This is a genomic window from Pseudoalteromonas sp. SG43-1, from assembly GCF_014164415.1.
Taxonomy (GTDB): domain Bacteria; phylum Pseudomonadota; class Gammaproteobacteria; order Enterobacterales; family Alteromonadaceae; genus Pseudoalteromonas; species Pseudoalteromonas distincta.
Genome location: NZ_JACJFD010000022.1, coordinates 69,457 through 88,117, shown reverse-complemented (window position 1 = coordinate 88,117; position 18,661 = coordinate 69,457). Strand labels below are relative to the sequence as shown.

Below are 18,661 nucleotides of genomic sequence, written 5' to 3'. Positions count from 1 at the left end.
CTCTCTTTGCTCAATGGCACGTGCTTTTTTAGCTTCTGCCTCGGCTTGCGCTTTTTCTTTCTCTTTAGCTTTACGCTCTTGCTCTAGCTTTTTAATATTACGTGCTTCTGATTCGCGTTGCTTACGTGCATTGGCCGCTCTGCGTTCTAAATCACGGATACGTTTATCTTCAGCACTTTTTTTATCTTTTTCTTTCTTTTGAAGTTCAGCAATTTTTTGCTCAACTTGTTTTTGATCAACTGTAACGGCTGATACCGCTTTATCTGGCGTAGGTATAGCCGAATTAAGCGTTACTTCCATTACTTTAGGTGTTGGCGGATGAATATTTGCAGAAGCATACAAAAACCCACCAATCCCTAAATGAAGTACTATTGATTTTACTACTGAACTATTCATACAGCTACTTCCCCTCAAAGGATTCAGTCATTAATCCTACTGATGGTACGCCTGCATTTTTCAAAAAATCCATTAGTAATAATACTTCTTGATACGACACCTTACCCGAGCCTTTAATCATTACCGGCACGTCAGGGTTTTTCATTAGCTGTAATTTTATAACCGCCGCTACATCCAGTGCTTCCATAGGCTCTTCTGGATCAGTACCTACACTCACGTAATATTTACCTTGTGCATCTATTGAAGCAATAATAGGCGGAGTATCTTTAGTATCAACTAAATCAGACTCTTCCATTTTAGGTAAATCAACTTTTACACCATGCGTAATAAGCGGTGCTGTAGCCATAAATATTATAAGTAGTACCAACATTACATCAATGTAAGGTACTACATTAATCTCTGCGACCGGACGGCGCTTTTTACGCTGATACATTCGCTTGTGCCTCTATTTGTGTAGCTGCTTGACGGTGTAAAATATTAGCAAACTCTTCCATAAAGTTAATATAGTGAGACTCAAGCTTTTCAACACTGTTTGAAAAACGGTTATAAGCAATAACAGCAGGGATCGCCGCAAATAAACCCATAGCAGTCGCAATAAGTGCCTCTGCAATACCTGGTGCTACCATTTGTAATGTAGCTTGCTTAACTTCACCTAGTGCAATAAAGGCATTCATTATACCCCACACTGTACCAAACAAACCGATGTACGGACTTATAGAACCTACTGTTGCTAAAAACGATAGACTAGATTCCATTTTCTCAATTTCACGAGAAAGCGCAACACGCATAGAGCGGTGCGTTCCTTCCATAACAATACTCGCACTTTGAAATGTATTCTTTTTATGACGAGCAAACTCTTTAAAGCCCGAAGTAAACAAAGCTTCAATGCCTTGAGACTGACCGCTGCGTGACGATATCTCGTTATATAATTTGCTTAAATCGATACCCGACCAAAACTTTTGCTCAAATTTCTTAGCATTTATTAGCGCATCCGATATTGCTTTTTTACGTTGAAATATAATTGTCCACGACATTACAGACATGGCAACTAGCCCTAACATTACTAATTGAACAAGCAAACTTGCTTCTAAAATTAGATCTAAAAAATTAAGCCCTGATCCCACGTTAAACTCCTAAATAATTTCAAAATACGGCAAATTGGTTAATTTGTGTAAATATGACCGCTTACACGGCCAAAAGTTGCATCTAGTGTATCTAGTCCATTTCAAGCTGACAACGGTATTGCTATGAATAGGCAACAAAAAACGTTAAAAAAACAGCTTTAGTTAGCATTTCCCTTTGCCTCAGTATTTTATTTAAACTTTTAAACAAACTCGCTAACTATAAATATGCGTAAATATATACATGAAACGTCATAAAATGCGCCGTTTATTCAAAATAAGAGCATAAACACTCAAAACCTATAAGCCTCACCTCCACGTAATAGTAAAACTAATACCGAGCTATAACGAAATAAATTACTTAAGTTATAAATTTCATAAACTTATAAATTTAACGATTAATTAACGCACAAGATTCAAACAACAATAAAATTCACTAAATTAGTTTTTCTAATCTGAAAATACAAATTTTCTAGTTTGAACAAAAAAGTAAACTTACGTATTATTCCCCCATACCGAGCTAGCGCACTGAATGAGATAGTTTCATTAAGCCAAGTTCTTAGTAATAGGATATTTTATCGTATTACATTGTTTTACTCTTTCTGGATAAAACCAAATTTAGTAAAACGTAGTTCCCCTGGATTACTTCCTTCAACTTGTTGTTTGCCCGCATTTTTTGCGGGCTTTTTTTTGCCTGCAATTTAGTGCGCTACATATTTTATTTATAAACTAATAATTGCCCTACCTAATTTACAATAAATAATTCGCTTACTAGTTTGAATGGTACGCAGGATAGCCTCGCGAGTCTTAACGCCCTGTGAATTAACAGTTAACTATAAAGCGTATTAGTATTTTGAAATAACATTTGCAACAGTGTGTTGAGGTTTTGAGTATAATAATTTGAAACAAAGGGATACTGAGACAATTACCTGCTGCGCAATAAACCACAGCAAGTAAAGTATATAGGCTAGTCTTTTTTAGGAAGTAAACCAAAGTGATGATATGCACTATCAGAGACTATGCGCCCACGTGGTGTTCGCTGAATAAATCCTTGCTGGATTAAAAATGGCTCTATTACATCTTCTATTGTTTCGCGCTCTTCACCAATAGCAGCCGCTACATTGTCGAGCCCGACAGGGCCGCCCATAAATTTTTCGATTATGGCGAGTAAATATTTGCGGTCCATATAATCAAAACCACTTTTATCTACGTCAATCATATCAAGGGCTTGCTTAGCTACATCGGCGTTTACTGTACCGTCAGATTTTACTTGAGTGTAATCGCGTACACGGCGTAATAAGCGGTTTGCAATACGTGGTGTGCCGCGTGAGCGCTGGGCAATTTCGGTAGCGCCATCGTCACACATTTCTAAACCAAGATAATGTGCAGAGCGCCCTACTATGTGCGACAAATCTTCTACAGAATAAAACTCTAATCGCTGCACAATTCCAAAACGGTCACGCAGTGGCGATGTAAGCGAGCCTGCTCGAGTGGTTGCACCAATGAGTGTAAATGCAGGTAAGTCTAATTTAATAGAACGCGCAGCTGGGCCTTCACCAATCATTATATCAAGCTGGTAGTCTTCCATTGCGGGATACAGTATTTCTTCAACTTGCGGGCTTAGCCTGTGTATTTCATCAATAAACAGTACGTCGCCCTCTTCTAAATTAGTAAGTAGAGCAGCTAAATCGCCTGCTTTTTCAAGTACAGGGCCTGATGTTGTTTTAATACTTACGTGTAATTCATTGGCTACAATATTTGCAAGCGTGGTTTTACCAAGCCCAGGTGGGCCAAATATTAATAAATGATCGAGTGCTTCACCACGGGTTCGCGCAGCTTCAATAAAAATTTCCATTTGCTGCTTAACATGAGGCTGGCCTCTGTAGTCGGCTAAAAGTTTTGGTCTTATTGCACGATCTATAGAGTCTTCATTTGTTTTTTCAGTCGCATCAATTAAGCGATCCGCTTCAATCATGGGTTACTCACAACATAGATTTTAAAGATTCTCTAATAAGAACCTCAGTAGACATATCGGGTTTGCTTATCGATTTTACTGCTTTTTGAGCTTGTGGCAATTTATAACCTAATGCAAGCAGTGCCGATACGGCATCATCGGCTGCGTTATTAGCTATTGTCGCATCGCTCATTGGCTCTATTACTGCGCTGTCGCTAAATGGCGTAAATAAATCATTACCCCAATCTTTTAGTCTATCTTTCATTTCGAGTACTAAACGCTCGGCTGTTTTTTTACCTACACCGGGTAATTTAACAAGCGATGTTGAGTCTTCGTTATTTACACAACTTACAAATTGTTTTGCCGACATGCCCGATAAAATAGCTAAGCCAAGTTTTGGCCCTACGCCATTTGCTTTTAATAGCTCTCTAAACAATGCACGTTCAACTTTATTATTAAAACCAAATAATAGTTGAGCATCTTCACGCACTACAAAGTGAGTGTAAACAATCGCGTTTTCACCAATTTTTGGTAAATCGTAAAAACAGGTCATTGGCATTTGTACTTCGTAACCTACACCACTTACTTCGAGTAATATTTCTGGTGGCTGTTTTTCGACTAAAATACCATTTAAGCGGCCTATCATAATTATTTCCTTAAACGTCCTCTAACGGTTTTGCTTGCGCTGCCCGCTAGTTTAATTAAATTTTGTTCTGAGTGGGCGTGGCAAATCGCAATAGCGAGTGCATCAGCTGCATCGGCCTGTGGCGTACCGGGTAGTTTTAAAATATTTTTTACCATGTGTTGCACTTGTGTTTTATCTGCGCCACCGTTGCCTACTACTGCTTGCTTAATTTGCCTAGCTGAGTATTCAAATACGGGTAAGTCGGCCATCGCAGCGCCCACAATCGCAGCGCCTCTAGCTTGGCCTAGTTTTAAAGCTGAATCGGGGTTGTGCGCCATAAATACTTTTTCAATGGCAAAGGTTTCTGGCGAAAACTGTTCAATAAGCTGTGTAATGCCTTGGTAGATCATTTTAAGCCTAACCGGAAAAGGATGATCGGCTAACTTAATACAGCCACTGCCTAAGTATGTAAATTTAGAACCTTGATGGGCAACAACACCATATCCGGTCAAACGTGAACCAGGATCGATCCCTAAAATGATGGCCAAACAGCGCTCCATTGTTATTATTTTTAAATTACGCTAATAATGCCAGAGCACTGTATAAATTACCAGTACAAAGAAAAACAAAAATGCCCACGTACTAGGTGGGCATTTACAGGAACATGTTAGTTTAAGCTTACCCTAGGGCACGCACTAATCCTTGGGTGTTTTGTTTAAGTGTTCGGGCAATCATTAAATAACCTAAACCTGCCACAAATACGCCGCCAGCTACCGGACCAATAATCCATATATGTGGGTGTAACTTACCTGCTAAATCAAACATTTGTTGCTGCACAATCAAAAGCGCTATATCACTAAAAAATGCAGCCACTAAACCAGCTAAACCGCCTAGTAATAAAAACTCATACAGGGTCGCGTTTTTAATTAATCGGCTTTTAGCCCCAAGCGTTCGCAGTATTACAATTTCTTGCATACGCTCACCTAAACTAGCTTGCACTTGCGATATAAGTACAAGCGCGCCACACAGCACAACAATTGCAAGTACAAAGCCAATGGCGAGCGATACTTGCGAAATAGTAGTTTGTATTTGCTTAACAAAGTTATCAATATCAATGGCTGTAATAGTAGGGTAAGTACGTAATAACTGGCTAAAGTCACGTTTTTGATCTGGATTTATACGTACCGACGAAATATACGTCGCCGGAAAATCTGCAAGTACATCAGGGCTTAAAATAATAAAAAAGTTAGGTTTAAGCGTGGCCCAATTTACTTTGCGCACACTGGTTATTTTAGCGTCGAACGACTGCGAACCAATTAAAAATGTAAGCGTATCGCCTATCTCAACATCTAATCGCTCAAGCATCGACTCCTCTACTGAAGCCTCAGCCATCGCATTTTCACCAAACCACGTGCCTTGTGTTACTTCATTTTGGTCAGGCACATCTTTAAGCCATGTAAGGTTTAGCTCACGACCAATACCTGCACGTGCTTCTTCGTCTTTTTTCTCGTTGTCTTGCAGCGATACAGAACGTGCTACCAACTCGCCGTTTACCGCATTTACGCGCCCACGAATAGTGGGATAAAACTCTGATACCTGAATATCTTTTTGAGCTAAATATTCATTAATTGGCTCAAGCTCATTTTGCGTAATATTAACCAAAAACGCATTAGGCGCGTCGCTTGGAAGTTGCGACTGCCAATCAGATATCATGTCGTTTTTAAGTACCACTAAAAACAGCAGTAATTTAATTGCTAACGAAAAACTAATTAACTGTACCGCGTTCACATTTGCACGCTTTTGGATAGATGCAATTGCAAGCGACCAACTATTACCTGGCTTTAATCCTAGCTTTCGACCACCACCAAATATTAATTTAGATACTAAAAACAGCACACCAATTAGCGCAAGTGTTGATATAAACAAAATAAGCGTTATTTTTATGTTGTTACTAAATAACCACATTAATAAAAACACAGTTAGCGCACTCATACCTAAATGCACACGACTTACAGCCAACTTGTCACCTAAGTTACGGCGCAGTACTCTAAGCGGTGGAATATCAAATAAATCAAATAACGGTTTAATAGAAAACATAACGGCACAAATTACGCCGGTGCTTATAGCCACCAGCCAAGGTTTAAAGCCACCTAAAGGCAGCTCTTTGCCCATACTTTTTGATAAGTAACTTGTTGCTATTTCTTGCAAGCCATAACCAATTAACAGCCCAATACTTACCGCCATTGCACATACAAGCAATAAATGGAGCATGTATATTTTGCGGATCATTGAGCGGCTACCGCCTAGCGTTTTCATCATCGCTACTGGGTCGTATTGGCGTTCACAATAACGTTTTGCTGAAACAGCTATAGCCACTGCGGCTAAAATAATACCTAATAAGCCGGCTAGTAATAAAAAGCTCTCTGCGCGGTTTAAGCTGTTTGAAATGGGTGATTGGCGGTCTTTAACGCCATACCATTGTTGGTTTTCTTTCATTTGTGGTTTAAGCCACTCGTAAAAGCTATTTATATCGGCCTCACTACCTGCATAAAGTTGGCGATAATAAACACGACTACCCGGCTGCACAACTTCGGTTTTTGCCACATCGTCAATATTAATAAGCACACGACGGCTACTTGAAAATACATTAAATGGCGCGTCTGGCTCTTCTACAATAACTTTTGAAACATTAAATAATGCCGCGCCAAGCTCTACTTGCGCGCCTATATCAATATTTAAACTGTAAAATACCGACTCACTTAGCCACACATTACCCGGCGTTGGCCCGCTATTAGCAACTTTAGTTTCACCGGTTAGGGTATCTTTAACTTTTAACTGCCCTTTTAGCGGGTACGCATTAGAAGCCGCTTTTACTGAGCTAAACTGCATTTCATCATCGGCAAACAACATAGTGTCGAAATACACCATTTGCGCCGTTTTTAAATTTTGGCTATGTGCTTGAGTAATAAAAGCGGTGTCCAGAACATGGTCGCTTGCAAGTACACGGTCTGCTGCAATAAAAGCACTGCTTTTTTGCGCAATACTTTGCCCTATTCGCTCAGTAACCATCGACAGTGTAAGCACGGTTAAAACAGCAAGGGCGATAGCTGCGCTTATAACCGTGAGCTCACCACGGCGAAATTCTCGTGAAAATAACTTAAGCGCTAACTTAACCCACATTAGCAACGTCCTCTACTTGGCTTTTTACCAGTAAACCCGCTTCTATTTGAATAATGTGCTCACATTTTTGTGCAAGCCCTTCATCGTGAGTTACCAAAATAAGCGTAGTGCCGTGTTGCGTGTTTAAATCAAATAATAAGGATTCAATCATTTTACCGTTTTTGCTGTCTAAGTTAGCCGAAGGCTCATCAGCAAATAGTATTTTAGGTGTACCAATAAATGCTCGCGCAATAGCGACACGTTGCTGTTCACCGCCAGAGAGTTGCGACGGGTAATGATCAATTCGATGGCTCAAACCTACTTTTTCAAGCAAAGCAATTGCTTGCTCTTTCGCATCACTTTCGCCAGCAAGCTCTGCTGGTAGCATAACGTTTTCAAGTGCCGTTAAGCTTTGTACTAACATAAACGATTGAAACACAAATCCAATTTTAGCCGCGCGCAGTGCAGCACGCTCTTCTTCATCTAAATTGTGTAATGGTTCACCATCTAAAAATATTTCGCCGCTGCTTGCGGTATCCAGCCCCGCTAATAAACTGAGTAACGTTGATTTACCAGAGCCCGACGTGCCAACAATAGCAACAGACTCGCCATGCTTGACATTAAAGCTGATGTCGCTGAGGATGGGCAGCTCACCTTCAAAGGTAGAAACTATTTTAGACAAACCATTAACCTGAATTATATTTAATTGAGAAAGCGCTGACATATGACTCATTCAATCCTTCGTTTAGTATTCATTTTATTTTTAGTTATCAAACCGCTGAGCGCAGCAGCCGAAAACACGATTTTAATACTCGGTGACAGTTTAAGCGCAGCCTACGGACTTCAACAAGAAGAAGGCTGGGTAAAATTGTTACAAGATAAATACGATGACGAACAAGCCGACATTGAACTTATCAACGCCAGTATTAGTGGCGAAACATCTGGTGGAGCCCTACGCCGTTTAGATGCATTGCTTGAGCAATACGAACCCACTCATGTACTTATTGAGCTAGGTGCTAATGACGGTTTACGTGGTTTCCCAGTTAAAAAAATGCAAACTAACTTAACGTCTCTTATTCAAAAAAGCCAAGCAGCTAATGCGATGACCGCCTTAATGGAGATTTACATTCCCCCTAATTACGGCCCGCGTTACAGTAAAATGTTTACTGACACTTTTTCGCGCGTTAGCGAAGAAACAAATGCGCATTTAATGAACTTTTTTATGCTCGATATTGCCAGCCAACCTGAGCTAATGCAAAACGATAGTTTACACCCTAACAAAAAAGCTCAGCCATTAATACGAGATAAGATGTATGACTCGATCAAAAAGTGGCTAAATAAAGACTAGCTAATTAATACACCGCAAGGGCGCCTTTTTAGGCCTCTTGCGTAATAAACACCCAAACAAACAATCGCTTATTGATTTTTAAAAAAATACACGTACTATTGCAAACAACGTCGGTATGTAGCGCAGCTTGGTAGCGCACTGTCATGGGGTGGCAGGGGTCGAGAGTTCGAATCTCTCCATACCGACCATTATTTCCCCTTTAATATCCTGCACTTACACCAAATTAAAATGTAACTTCTAAAAGCTCATTTGTACTATATTTGTATTATATTTGTATTATTTGTTTTTACTTTCTTCCCAGAACACACTCTCAAGCATAAGAAATATTTATTCGCCAGATCAAATAAAGATTCAGCAGTAGCTAAAATTGAATTCGCATATTACGATGTTTATGATTAGATAATAAAAAATATTTAGGGAGAAACGATGTCAGGAGTTCTAAAAATTATTGTAGCGTTATTTTTAATAGCGCTAATCGCTGTGCTAACCATTTACGGTAACATCATTGGCTTTTTAATAGGGTTAGGTATTGCCATTGTCCTTAACGGCATGTTCAATAGATGGGACAAGAAAAAAAAAAGCCGCTAATCTGCGGCTTTTTGTTATTAAGAATATATGGGTGGAATAACTATATTTTCTTCGCTTGGTGCGGTGCTATCGTCGTCTAAATAGACTCTATCATCGTCTAACTCTGCGGTTACGCTTACTTGGTCTGTGGATGATGGTTTTATATCGCGAATTAATACGCCGTTGCACCAACGTTCGTTGATACCAAACATGTACAAAGGTGGTTCTATTGAGCCGTCAAATACTGGCGTGAAGTCTAGGTCGTCATCAATTATCACTTCGTTATTAGCACTTCCTTTTGTGCCGTTGTATGGGCCGGATAATTTACCGTCTGGCTTTCTGAGCGCTAATATATGCGCCTCGCCTGTTTGCCAGTCCAAGCCATCGTCATCAACAAATATTGAGCGGCCATTAACTAACAAAACCCTACCTGTTTGTTCAAAGCCTGGTATATCGTCGGCAAGTGCACAGTAGTCTAAATAGCGTGAATTGAGAGCATCCATTTCTGTTTTAAAGTCAAAACGTGTACGGCGATAGCGACGAGTACGGCGCTTACGCATACCATATTGATAAGCTTTGTCTCGATTTGTAATGCCAAATGCTCTTACTTTTTCTGGATTAATCCCCAAATCACCTGGTAATAAACACAGGATAGTTTCTGACTTCCATGTAATTGGGCTGAAGTATTCCACCTCTATACCATCAGGTTCGTCGTCATCTATCAGTTTTATAGAGCGCTTTAACATACCTATGTAATTATCAGGCTGATACATATGTTTGTAGATAGTTCGCTTTTGGTCGCGCACTGGGGTGATTTGGCCATAATCAATGGTTGGCTCTGCAAAGCCAACAGCAAGCACTCGCTTTAATACTTCGAACATGGTGCTTTCGCTATCGAATACTGCATTAAATTCATCTCCCCTTTCATGCCAAATAGCGTGTAATGCTTCTATTGCCTCTAAACCTATTTTACTATCTGTATGCCCTGCACTTTTTACTACATGTGCAAAAAATGGAGCTATATCTGTGGTGGGCCTTGGCTCACTCCATACGCCATTTTCAAAAACAGGTAAAACACGCGTGGCAATAAGATTAAATTTGTTTTCAGCAGATCCGGCTAAGTTATTGGTACCACGTATTCTCACTGCGAGGGTTGTCATGCCATCATACTTTGTTGCACTTTCAAGCTCGGCTTTTAATGCTGTCCAATAAACATCATCATATATACGGGTATCATCACTTGCTTGTGTTGTGCGCTTTACTCTGACTTCAGGCCGTATTTTTTCAGGTAGGGTTATTGGTATTGTTTCACCTAGTTGGTCATTTGTTGCATTTGAAAATAAAATAGTTGGAGCTTGTAGCCATTCAAGCGCACCTTCGGCTCTATACTCAACTAAAATATTAACTGACCGATTTTGAAAATTACCGTCATCGTCTAACTCTCCCAATCCCCTAGGCATTGAAAAATCTAACCATAGTTGATCAGTTGCTTCTCCTTCCGGTACAGCAAAAAATGGTCCATTAAACTCACCATCGCCGCCCCCGTCTTCAGTAAATACTTTTGCATAAGAGTTAGATTCAGTTACAAAGCCCGTCCAAGTTGTATCTTCTTGATATTGCCCATCTAACTTTTTAAGCTCATTGCCTTGAGTGTTTTTATCAATTATTTCGTAATAACCATCGTTTTCAGGATTGTTAGCATATTGAATTTTAACAATTTCGCCTTCTTCAAAAGGTAAAGCCGTTCTATGTTTGAAATTACCTATCTCTGGTTCATACTCTTCTTCAAAGGCAATTATCTGCTTACCAGTAAACGAGTAGCTATATGTGTTATTTTCGCCGCCAGTGCTGGTTATTTTACCTTTCAACTCAATACCCGTACTACCTGGTGTTGAGCCTACTTCACTTGAGGTATAAACATTACGATGTGCTTCATGAATACTTACATCGTCACCAGGGCCGAATATTTCATAGAACACATCACCTGTGTAACTTTTAACTGGTGTATTGGCGATAAACACCTCTTCAGGCAATATTTCATACTCACCACTGCCGACACTTAACATTAAATAAAGCCACTGCTCGTTATCAATGTATTCGCGGCGCGGCATGGTTAAGTAATCGGGGTAAATTAAATGGCGACCAGCTGCTTCTGGAATAATACCCATCAAACGAGGTTTGTTACCTTGAGTGTTTACATCATAAATACTACTGCCGTCAGGAGTCGTTGAGTTATAGTTATCGGGAATTTGGTTGGCTGTATAAACTGCATAACCTACGGCTACAATTGCAATCACAGCATAAGCAATTGTTGCAGGATCTTTAGCTTCAACAATTAACTTAATATCGTCATTGCATTTAAAAGTATAGGTCGCCCATTTGCTAGGAAGTAAATGACTATCGTTAATGGTTACACTAAATAAGGGCTGTTCACACTCAAAATAGTCAGGCACATTTTTCTTTAACCAATCATCTAATGTTTGACCCACGAAACCGATACAGGATTCGAATAAATCAAGATCAAGTTTGTTAGGATAAACCTTAACTTCAACCTGTGTGCTCATAAAACTTAACCTCAAAAAATAACCGCTTAAAGTCAGCGACTTTTACAATAGATGGGCCTTTTTTACGTGATGTATGCAGTATGTGTAACTGCCCGTCCATAAAAACACATAAGCCCATGTGTATTAAACTTTGCCCTCTAAACCCACACGCAAGCGCCTGCTCTTTAGGTTGGCAAGGTTTAAACTGATCAACCAGCTTACTGTAGGCGTTTGTTAAATTGGCTTTATCATCGGCCCTTACATGGCCAAACGATTTAAACAGCGGTTTACCAAATACATTGTGCAGCACAAGACGTGGCTGACCCCAACAATCAAGGCCAGCCATATCTCGACCACCATCAACGTAAGGTACGCTTAGGTAATCATTTATATGGTTCATAATTAACTGAAGTATTTGAGCCCTGGGGCAATGGATGGAGTGTAACGATTTTTAGGCCAGGCTTTATTTACCAAGTCATTAAATGAGGCAACTACATTTAAACTTAGCGCTGTGGCTTGTACATCAACTGCTTTCATTTCAATCGCCGGCTCTGCAGGTTCTGTTAAATCACTTACCGTATAAACACGGTAGATTACTTTAATTGTCACACCCGCATCGATGGCTTGATTTACTTTCGTTAGTGCTTCGCCAGTGACATTATCAATTTGAAATTGTAAGTCTTGCCGCCCTTTTACCCCGCGGGCTGGGAGCGAAACCCCCATCCCGCTGGCTAAAAAAGTAACCATTTCGCCCCCTTCAATCCCTGCCGTCACATCATCAAAGCCATCGCAAATTCTAAGTTGCCATAAAGAATCAGCTTGTAGTTCTAATGTGTGGATTGGTAGATCATTGACTGGGGCGCTGGCGTATATTTTTTGAAGTACTGTACTCATACTATTACACTGTGATGGATAAAAAGAAATGCTCAAGCCAGTTTTGGCACGGGTAATTTTTGTTATACAGTGGGTTACCTTCTTCATCTAAAGGATTGTACCGAGGCTGCTTTAAACTGGAATCATCAAAATAGCGGTATAAACTCTGCCAGTTATCGCTATCTCTAATATTCCCACCTCTGTATCCAACTTCAATAAGCCCTGTGAGGTTAGTGCTGGTTTCTAGTTTAATACCATTCCCACCAACAACTTCCACACTATCGATTGTTATTGGCAAGCCTTCTTTATAAATTGTGAAGCCTTTAGCTGCCATGATGTTATTTGTGTATTCATCTATGACTATTGGTGAAACAGGAACTCGGCATTCTATATATACATTGTAGTCCTCGATGACTAACGATTTAGCTTTAAGTGTATTATCTGAGATACCATGCAAATGACTATTCACAAGTGCTTTACCTATTAACTCCCCGTACCACCTAGATCCGTTAGAAGTTAGATGCAAACCGTGATCTGCTACAGGATAAACAGGGTTTAGCATTATGACATCTGCATTTTCTTCTGCAAATTCAGCTTGTGCATTAGCAATAGTCTGCTCTTTATTGCCACTTACCGCTGTTTGATAAATATAAAATAATGGCACTTTAGTTTGCCCGTAAGTTTCCATTACATCGGCTTGCATATTGTTTTTAAGCGTATTCAGCAACGCTTTATATTCATCTTTATCGGAAGTGCTATGTGTTTCAGGTACTAAGCCTTTACCATTGTTAGTTTGATAGTTTGACTCACCTTGCATATAAATTATTGCTGGGCAGCTGATTGATTTACTTTCATTATTTGCTATTGTTTTCGCGCGATTAATAGCTTTTATATATCTCTCAACATAAAAATTAGTGCCGTTTGTGCATTCTTTGGAGAGCGTTTCAATTGTCTCACTTCCATCACCACAGTTGGTAGCTAAGAAAGATACTTTACCTCCATCCCTGTGATGACGATCAAACAACAGTTTAAAGCTGTTTGTAGCCGCAACAATTGGCGATTCTCCAACTAAGCCAGCAACTGTCGATATTAGAGGGTTAAATGCTAACTGTCCGTTGTTTCCATCTTCAACCCAAACACGGTCACCCATCATATATGTACCAGGATAGTTTGTTGTGGTAAGCGCGCTCTCTGAATCCCAGCCCATTGACAGAGACTGGCCGTACATAATTATATGTGAATAGTCTGTGTTAAATCCTTGGTAATCTAATGCGCCAATTAAAGATGGTCCATATTGCTTAATTACCTTACTTGCAGTGGTTGTATCTCTTTTATTGTTACCGTACTCAATACCATCGACTAATAATATTCCGTCTGCATTTACGATCCAGCGCTCTTGGAATTTATTGATTGTTCCGATTAAATTGTAGTCACTGTAAGCATCTGCATTACCATAATAGACAACCGCAAAATCTTTAGTTTTCTTATTAAACAATATGTATTTTAACGCTGATTCACTACCAACGCCGTTATCCCAAGGTTTGTTAATATCACCTTCTGATATTCGAATATAGCTGAGACCTTCTGAATTTTTTACAGCAACCAAAAAATCCCCAGTATTTAATATCGTTTTATTGACTGTATCAATACTTAAGTAACCATAAAGTGGAACTACAACACTTTTCTCAGTATGACCTGTGCTCTCTGCCTTATTTACTGTACCGTTTGCAGACCTTAATTCCCCATTAAAAATAACATCACCGTTTATTACTGGTTCCCTCCCTAGAACTCCTAGTAATACAACAGTGTTTAAATCGTATTCTGTAATTCTACTAAAGAAAACGATCTCTATGGTCGACCCAGTATATACCAGATAATGAATTGAACTAGAATTTCCACCATCTATGTATGGTTTAGATTCAAAGGCATCAACCGCATAATATTCATTAAGATAAACAACATATACTTGGCCATCACTGCTTATTGTTTTGTTTTCGGTATCTATACTTATGTTACCTGATAGTGAATGGATATAACCTGATCTAAAACCATTAACCTTATCCGCAACGGCTTTTCCCGTAACAGGAGTTGTCGTATTAGCTTGGTCTATTATATTTTGAATTGTGTATGGTGATTTAATCCAAGTACCGTTCCAGCCGTAAAGTCCATTGTTCTCACCAGTACTGTCATTCCAAACTTCAGCAAGCTCTCCATTAAGCGGGGCTCCTGCAGCATCCATTTCAGCTTTAGTTGCATACGTTAAGTGACCCTTAACCATAGCTTGGATAGCAGAGAAGTGGTCTTTAATTGCTTTTGAAATACTGTCTTTAGTTACGCCATTCACTTCAACAGTTTCACTTTCTGAGCCAGCTAATATTGTATTCAACTGCTCTAACAACGTCTCAAGCTCGGTTACTAAACTAAAAAAATTGCTCATATCATTATTCCTGGTAAGTGTTTAAAGCGTCTGAAACGCCATTTACAAATTGTTCAATTGTGTTTGGTTCAAGCAAGCGGTTGGCTGTTGCTTCCTCGCTCACCACTTGTCGTTTTTTAACCTCGATATTCGCGCTGTAGTTCCAAAAGCCACCGTTGTAGGTACATGACTCTAAGGGGCTGTTAATGAAACGCACTTCATGTTCTATCAGCCCTTGTGGAGTGCGAACTGGCATTAAAAACCAATTAACCGCTTCTTTAACACCGTGTGTTACAAACCCTTCGAGTATTTGTGCTTGGTATTTATTAAGCTTCCAGGTTGCGCCCATGGTGGTGGGTACTGACTGAAAACGCTTTCGCTGGCGAGCGCGGCCGCTTGCCATATCTGTGCGTAATAAATTAGAGTTTTGTGATAAACGGTGGCTTGAAACGAGTGGGAGTTTTAAATCTTTCGGGTATTTTACTAGCACGTTTATACCCCCTGCCGTTGTAAGCCATAGGTGTTTTCAAGCGCAGAGGATGCATCGCCACCTTGGCGGATATTACTTACAAATATGTTTATGACATCTTCGCCATTAAGCTGACTTCGACTTTGTGAACCTGCACGGTTGACATCTTCAATCACATTTACTGTGACACTAGAGCCCAAGCCTTGCCCTTTTGTGTGATCAACAACGGTTTCTTGAGGATGTAGCATGGCCAACTGGCCGCCTTTGCCATCTAGACCACCGCTTCGTGGGCCATCCCATGTATAACCACCACCATCGAAAGAGGCTAAACCACCCACTTTTGCAGCATAAAGACCACCTGCTGCTATAACGACACCTGCAGCAGCTGCACCTAGAACAGGCCCAACATAGGGGATGTCAGCGAGCGCACCATAAGCTTTCATTGCGGTGTCATAAGTATTAGTCCAAATACTTTGCATTGAATTTCGCTTTTCTTCATCAAGCATGGTTTCGCCAATGGCCATGGCTGATTTGGCATAGCTGGCGTTTTTACCTTCCATACCATCAAAGTAACCGCTCATTACATTAAGCAAGCCGTTATAGCCTTCTTGCATCATTTGGTTTCGCTGCGTTTCACCTTCGGCTAGCTTTTCTTGGTGCTCGCGTTCTTTTTCTTCCCGAGTGGTAAGCTGCTCTTGCTTAATCAGGCTTATATTTTGCTCATGTTGTGCGAGTGCTTGCTCTTTTGCGGTGGTATATTCAGCTTCTATTTCAGCTGTGATGAGGTTTTTATCACGCAGTAACTGAAACTCGCGTTCCATTTCTTGCTGTTTACGTTCAAAGCGGCGGTTCTCGAGCTCGACTTCTTTGCCGTCTTGCGCTAACTGAGCATCAAATATTTGTTGATATTGGTTACGGGCTGATTCAATAAGCTTTTGCGCTTTTTCATTCGCTGCTTTAGGGTCCGTGTTTACAAGTAACTCACTAAGATCTTTCTTTTTGGGATTGTTTACTTGCTCTTCGGCTGCGGCTTGAAACTTGTCTTGTACTTCAGCAATCCATGTTTTAATTTTCTCTGATGGCATAGGCGCCATTGACAAGTCACTAAGTTCCTTCCCTAGTTTGTCAGTTGTAGCTGAAAATGAATCGCCAAATGATTCAAGCTCCTTTAAACCTGAAGACTCCATATCGAGCGCTTCAAGCATTGGGTTTATAGCCCTGGCAATATTTGCAAAATTTTGTACTGCTACATTTGCAAGTTCAGCAACACCTTGCCTTAAAAGCAAAAAAACAACTTGTAAACCACGGCCCATATCACCTAAAAAACCAATACCTGTGGCTACTTTAGTAACTACTTGCTGAGCAATAGAACCAAAACCACCGGCTTCTTTTGCTGATTCGGTCCACATATCTGAAATAGCGCCAATAATAGGCGCTGTTTCTATGGCTAGTGTTTGGCCAAAACTGTGTGTGGTTTTTTGAGCTTTGTCGAATGCATCGTTCGCCATTTCGACTTTAGCGGCATCAATGCGATCGAACGTCATACCCAGAGCATCGGCTTCTTGCATCATGGCGGTTATGCCATCAGCGCCAGCGTCCATCACGTTGATCATCTTAGCGCCCGACTTACCCATTAAGCTTTGTGCTAGGTAAACCTTTTGGCTTTGGTCTTCAACGCTTTTTAGTTTGTCGGCAATCAGTTTAAATTGCTCTTCTGGTGCGAGTCCTTGCAACTCTTGGACAGATAAACCTAAACCATCAAGCGCATATTTAGCTTCACCGGTGCCTATTTGCCCAACTTGGCCAAGGTTTTTTTGCATGGTTTGCAGTGATTTATTTAGCTCTTCGTTAGAAGCACCATATAAATTAGCGGCATGCTGCAAGCCACCTAACGCCTGTGTGGTAATGCCTAGTCGGTCTGCTGTTTTGGCTTGTTGATCAATAAACTCTGCGTTTTTAGCATAAATTGAGGCATACGCGGCAACCCCTGCCGCACCAAACCCCGCCATAACTTTAGCGCTACCGCCTACTAATTTTCGGGTTTTATCTGCCCACGATGAGGTTTTTTTATTGGCTTTATTGAGCTCAGCAGTTAGCTTGCCACTTTTACCGATTAAATCGATAGTGAGCGTTGCAATTGATGCCATGTTAATTTCTCTTTTGTTTACGCCAAGGACAGGTATTTAAAAACGCTTCGGCTTCTCGGCGTTTTTGCTCGTATTCAATTTTTCGTTGTTCGCTTCTGTCGAATGTTAGGCCCATTTTTAGGCCTTGGTGGACTAAGCGCAGTTCCAGTTCGTCAGCTGATAAGCGTTTATGAAGGTCGTAGAGTGAGCAACCCAAGCTATCTGCTAGGTTACAGAGCGCTTGTAGCTCAGGTTGCTGTTTTAGTTTTTTTCAATCGCCTCAAGGTTCTCTTGAGCAAGGTTAGTGAAAAATAACCCAGTGGTGTGGATCATACCCAGCTGCTGCATATCAATAAGATTAGGCAGTTTAGCGGCTTCTTTATCGTCAAACTTGCCATGCAGCATGTAGTAAGTATTGCGCTGCGCCATTTTCTCTAGCTTTTTAGGGTCGGCGTCTTTATCGCTAAATAACTCACGGGCTTTTACTTCATCCATTGCCGGCAGTCGGTGTAATACAATTTTACCCACGCCTTCAATGTCAAACTCACGGGAAGAGGTTGGTAACTTCCCCGCCATTATTTGGGCTGCTGTAATCATTTAACCCCCTAAGCTGCTGGTAGCGTTGAGAAGTCAACTTCTTGTAGCTTGCCAATACATGCAAACATTTGTTTACCTGAATCTTTACCCGATTCACCACTAAAGTAGTCATGTGGTAAAAATTCAACATCTTGTACTTCGCCGCTGGCGCGAGTTACTTTAATACTGATTGGTGTGCCGGCCTTTACCATATCGCAAAACGCTTTTTGGTCTACATTGGCTGGTTTATGGCGAAAGCTAAGCTCCCAATCTTGGTCCTCAGGTAGGCATTTCTCACTGTATGAGCGTCTCGCCGCTGCAATGTCGGTATCGTCTTCATACACTTTGCCTGAGTTAATTTGTGGGATGATGTCGAGTCCTGGCAAAATAGCGTCGACTTCACCTACACCCGTAGTACAAAATTGCAGTGTAGACTTATGTGAATCAACCGTATCTGCGGCTGGTGTAGTTACTGGAGTGACTGGCAT

Annotated in this window: 19 protein-coding genes and 1 tRNA gene; 3 read left to right on the top strand and 17 right to left on the bottom strand. The window is 40.6% G+C overall.

All coding sequences use genetic code 11. The features are described 5' to 3' along the window. The 8 genes from tolA to H5159_RS15160 form a co-directional block, all read right to left on the bottom strand. On the bottom strand, window positions 1–396 hold a 396-nt coding region (gene tolA / locus H5159_RS15195), incomplete at its 3' end, for a cell envelope integrity protein TolA (protein ID WP_182780574.1). Between the two features lie 4 nt (window positions 397–400). After that, window positions 401–829 (bottom strand): protein TolR, encoded by a 429-nt coding sequence (gene tolR, locus H5159_RS15190; RefSeq protein ID WP_002960641.1) that lies wholly within the window; start codon window positions 827–829, stop codon window positions 401–403. Continuing rightward, the gene (gene tolQ, locus H5159_RS15185; RefSeq protein ID WP_002960643.1) at window positions 816–1,520 is read right to left on the bottom strand and encodes a protein TolQ; all 705 of its coding nucleotides are present in this window, start codon (window positions 1,518–1,520) and stop codon (window positions 816–818) included. Before tolQ ends, tolR begins: the two co-directional genes overlap by 14 nt. A gap of 964 nt (window positions 1,521–2,484) precedes the next feature. Continuing rightward, window positions 2,485–3,492, bottom strand: a complete 1,008-nt coding sequence (gene ruvB, locus H5159_RS15180) for a Holliday junction branch migration DNA helicase RuvB (protein WP_002960645.1) — start codon at window positions 3,490–3,492, stop codon at window positions 2,485–2,487. A 7-nt stretch (window positions 3,493–3,499) separates the two neighbouring features. Then, window positions 3,500–4,117: a Holliday junction branch migration protein RuvA gene (ruvA, locus tag H5159_RS15175; protein ID WP_002960647.1), complete on the bottom strand. Its 618-nt coding sequence runs from the start codon at window positions 4,115–4,117 to the stop codon at window positions 3,500–3,502. A 2-nt stretch (window positions 4,118–4,119) separates the two neighbouring features. Continuing rightward, window positions 4,120–4,644, bottom strand: a complete 525-nt coding sequence (gene ruvC, locus H5159_RS15170; RefSeq protein ID WP_002960649.1) for a crossover junction endodeoxyribonuclease RuvC — start codon at window positions 4,642–4,644, stop codon at window positions 4,120–4,122. A 130-nt stretch (window positions 4,645–4,774) separates the two neighbouring features. Further along, window positions 4,775–7,276 carry an ABC transporter permease gene (locus H5159_RS15165; protein ID WP_182780573.1) on the bottom strand — a complete coding sequence of 834 codons (2,502 nt, stop codon included), beginning with the start codon at window positions 7,274–7,276 and terminating at the stop codon, window positions 4,775–4,777. Next, window positions 7,266–7,979 carry an ABC transporter ATP-binding protein gene (locus H5159_RS15160; protein WP_154903889.1) on the bottom strand — a complete coding sequence of 238 codons (714 nt, stop codon included), beginning with the start codon at window positions 7,977–7,979 and terminating at the stop codon, window positions 7,266–7,268. Before H5159_RS15160 ends, H5159_RS15165 begins: the two co-directional genes overlap by 11 nt. On the opposite strand from H5159_RS15160, the gene H5159_RS15155 reads away from it, so the two are divergent. The 3 genes from H5159_RS15155 to H5159_RS15145 all read left to right on the top strand — a co-directional run bounded on the left by H5159_RS15155 (window position 7,980) and on the right by H5159_RS15145 (window position 9,191). Beyond that, window positions 7,980–8,603 (top strand): arylesterase, encoded by a 624-nt coding sequence (locus H5159_RS15155; protein WP_182780572.1) that lies wholly within the window; start codon window positions 7,980–7,982, stop codon window positions 8,601–8,603. It begins immediately after the preceding gene. A 111-nt stretch (window positions 8,604–8,714) separates the two neighbouring features. Then, window positions 8,715–8,791 (top strand) — tRNA-Pro (locus tag H5159_RS15150). 238 nt (window positions 8,792–9,029) lie between these two features. After that, the gene (locus H5159_RS15145) at window positions 9,030–9,191 is read left to right on the top strand and encodes a hypothetical protein (RefSeq protein ID WP_182780571.1); all 162 of its coding nucleotides are present in this window, start codon (window positions 9,030–9,032) and stop codon (window positions 9,189–9,191) included. Between the two features lie 17 nt (window positions 9,192–9,208). Here H5159_RS15145 and H5159_RS15140 read toward each other — a convergent pair whose 3' ends face one another. From H5159_RS15140 to H5159_RS15100, 9 genes are read right to left on the bottom strand one after another with little or no spacing between them, the layout of a single operon-like run. Then, window positions 9,209–11,734, bottom strand: coding sequence for a host specificity factor TipJ family phage tail protein (locus H5159_RS15140; RefSeq protein WP_182780570.1), 2,526 nt, complete (start codon window positions 11,732–11,734; stop codon window positions 9,209–9,211). Beyond that, on the bottom strand, window positions 11,718–12,113 hold the full coding sequence (locus H5159_RS15135; protein WP_182780569.1) for a hypothetical protein: 396 nt from the start codon (window positions 12,111–12,113) through the stop codon (window positions 11,718–11,720). Before H5159_RS15135 ends, H5159_RS15140 begins: the two co-directional genes overlap by 17 nt. Before the next feature lie 2 nt (window positions 12,114–12,115). Continuing rightward, window positions 12,116–12,607, bottom strand: a complete 492-nt coding sequence (locus tag H5159_RS15130; protein ID WP_182780568.1) for a DUF1833 family protein — start codon at window positions 12,605–12,607, stop codon at window positions 12,116–12,118. A gap of 4 nt (window positions 12,608–12,611) precedes the next feature. Beyond that, a complete protein-coding gene (locus H5159_RS15125) occupies window positions 12,612–15,023 on the bottom strand; it encodes a sialate O-acetylesterase (protein WP_182780567.1) in 2,412 nt (803 codons plus the stop codon). Window positions 15,024–15,027: 4 nt separating this feature from the next. Then, on the bottom strand, window positions 15,028–15,492 hold the full coding sequence (locus H5159_RS15120) for a hypothetical protein (RefSeq protein WP_182780566.1): 465 nt from the start codon (window positions 15,490–15,492) through the stop codon (window positions 15,028–15,030). Between the two features lie 2 nt (window positions 15,493–15,494). Continuing rightward, entirely contained in the window at window positions 15,495–17,618 is a 2,124-nt protein-coding gene (locus H5159_RS15115) for a hypothetical protein (RefSeq protein WP_182780565.1), read from the bottom strand. Window position 17,619: 1 nt separating this feature from the next. After that, on the bottom strand, window positions 17,620–17,814 hold the full coding sequence (locus H5159_RS15110) for a hypothetical protein (RefSeq protein WP_016899812.1): 195 nt from the start codon (window positions 17,812–17,814) through the stop codon (window positions 17,620–17,622). A gap of 44 nt (window positions 17,815–17,858) precedes the next feature. After that, window positions 17,859–18,194 (bottom strand): hypothetical protein, encoded by a 336-nt coding sequence (locus H5159_RS15105; RefSeq protein WP_016899811.1) that lies wholly within the window; start codon window positions 18,192–18,194, stop codon window positions 17,859–17,861. 8 nt (window positions 18,195–18,202) lie between these two features. Continuing rightward, window positions 18,203–18,661, bottom strand: coding sequence for a hypothetical protein (locus tag H5159_RS15100; protein WP_182780564.1), 459 nt, complete (start codon window positions 18,659–18,661; stop codon window positions 18,203–18,205).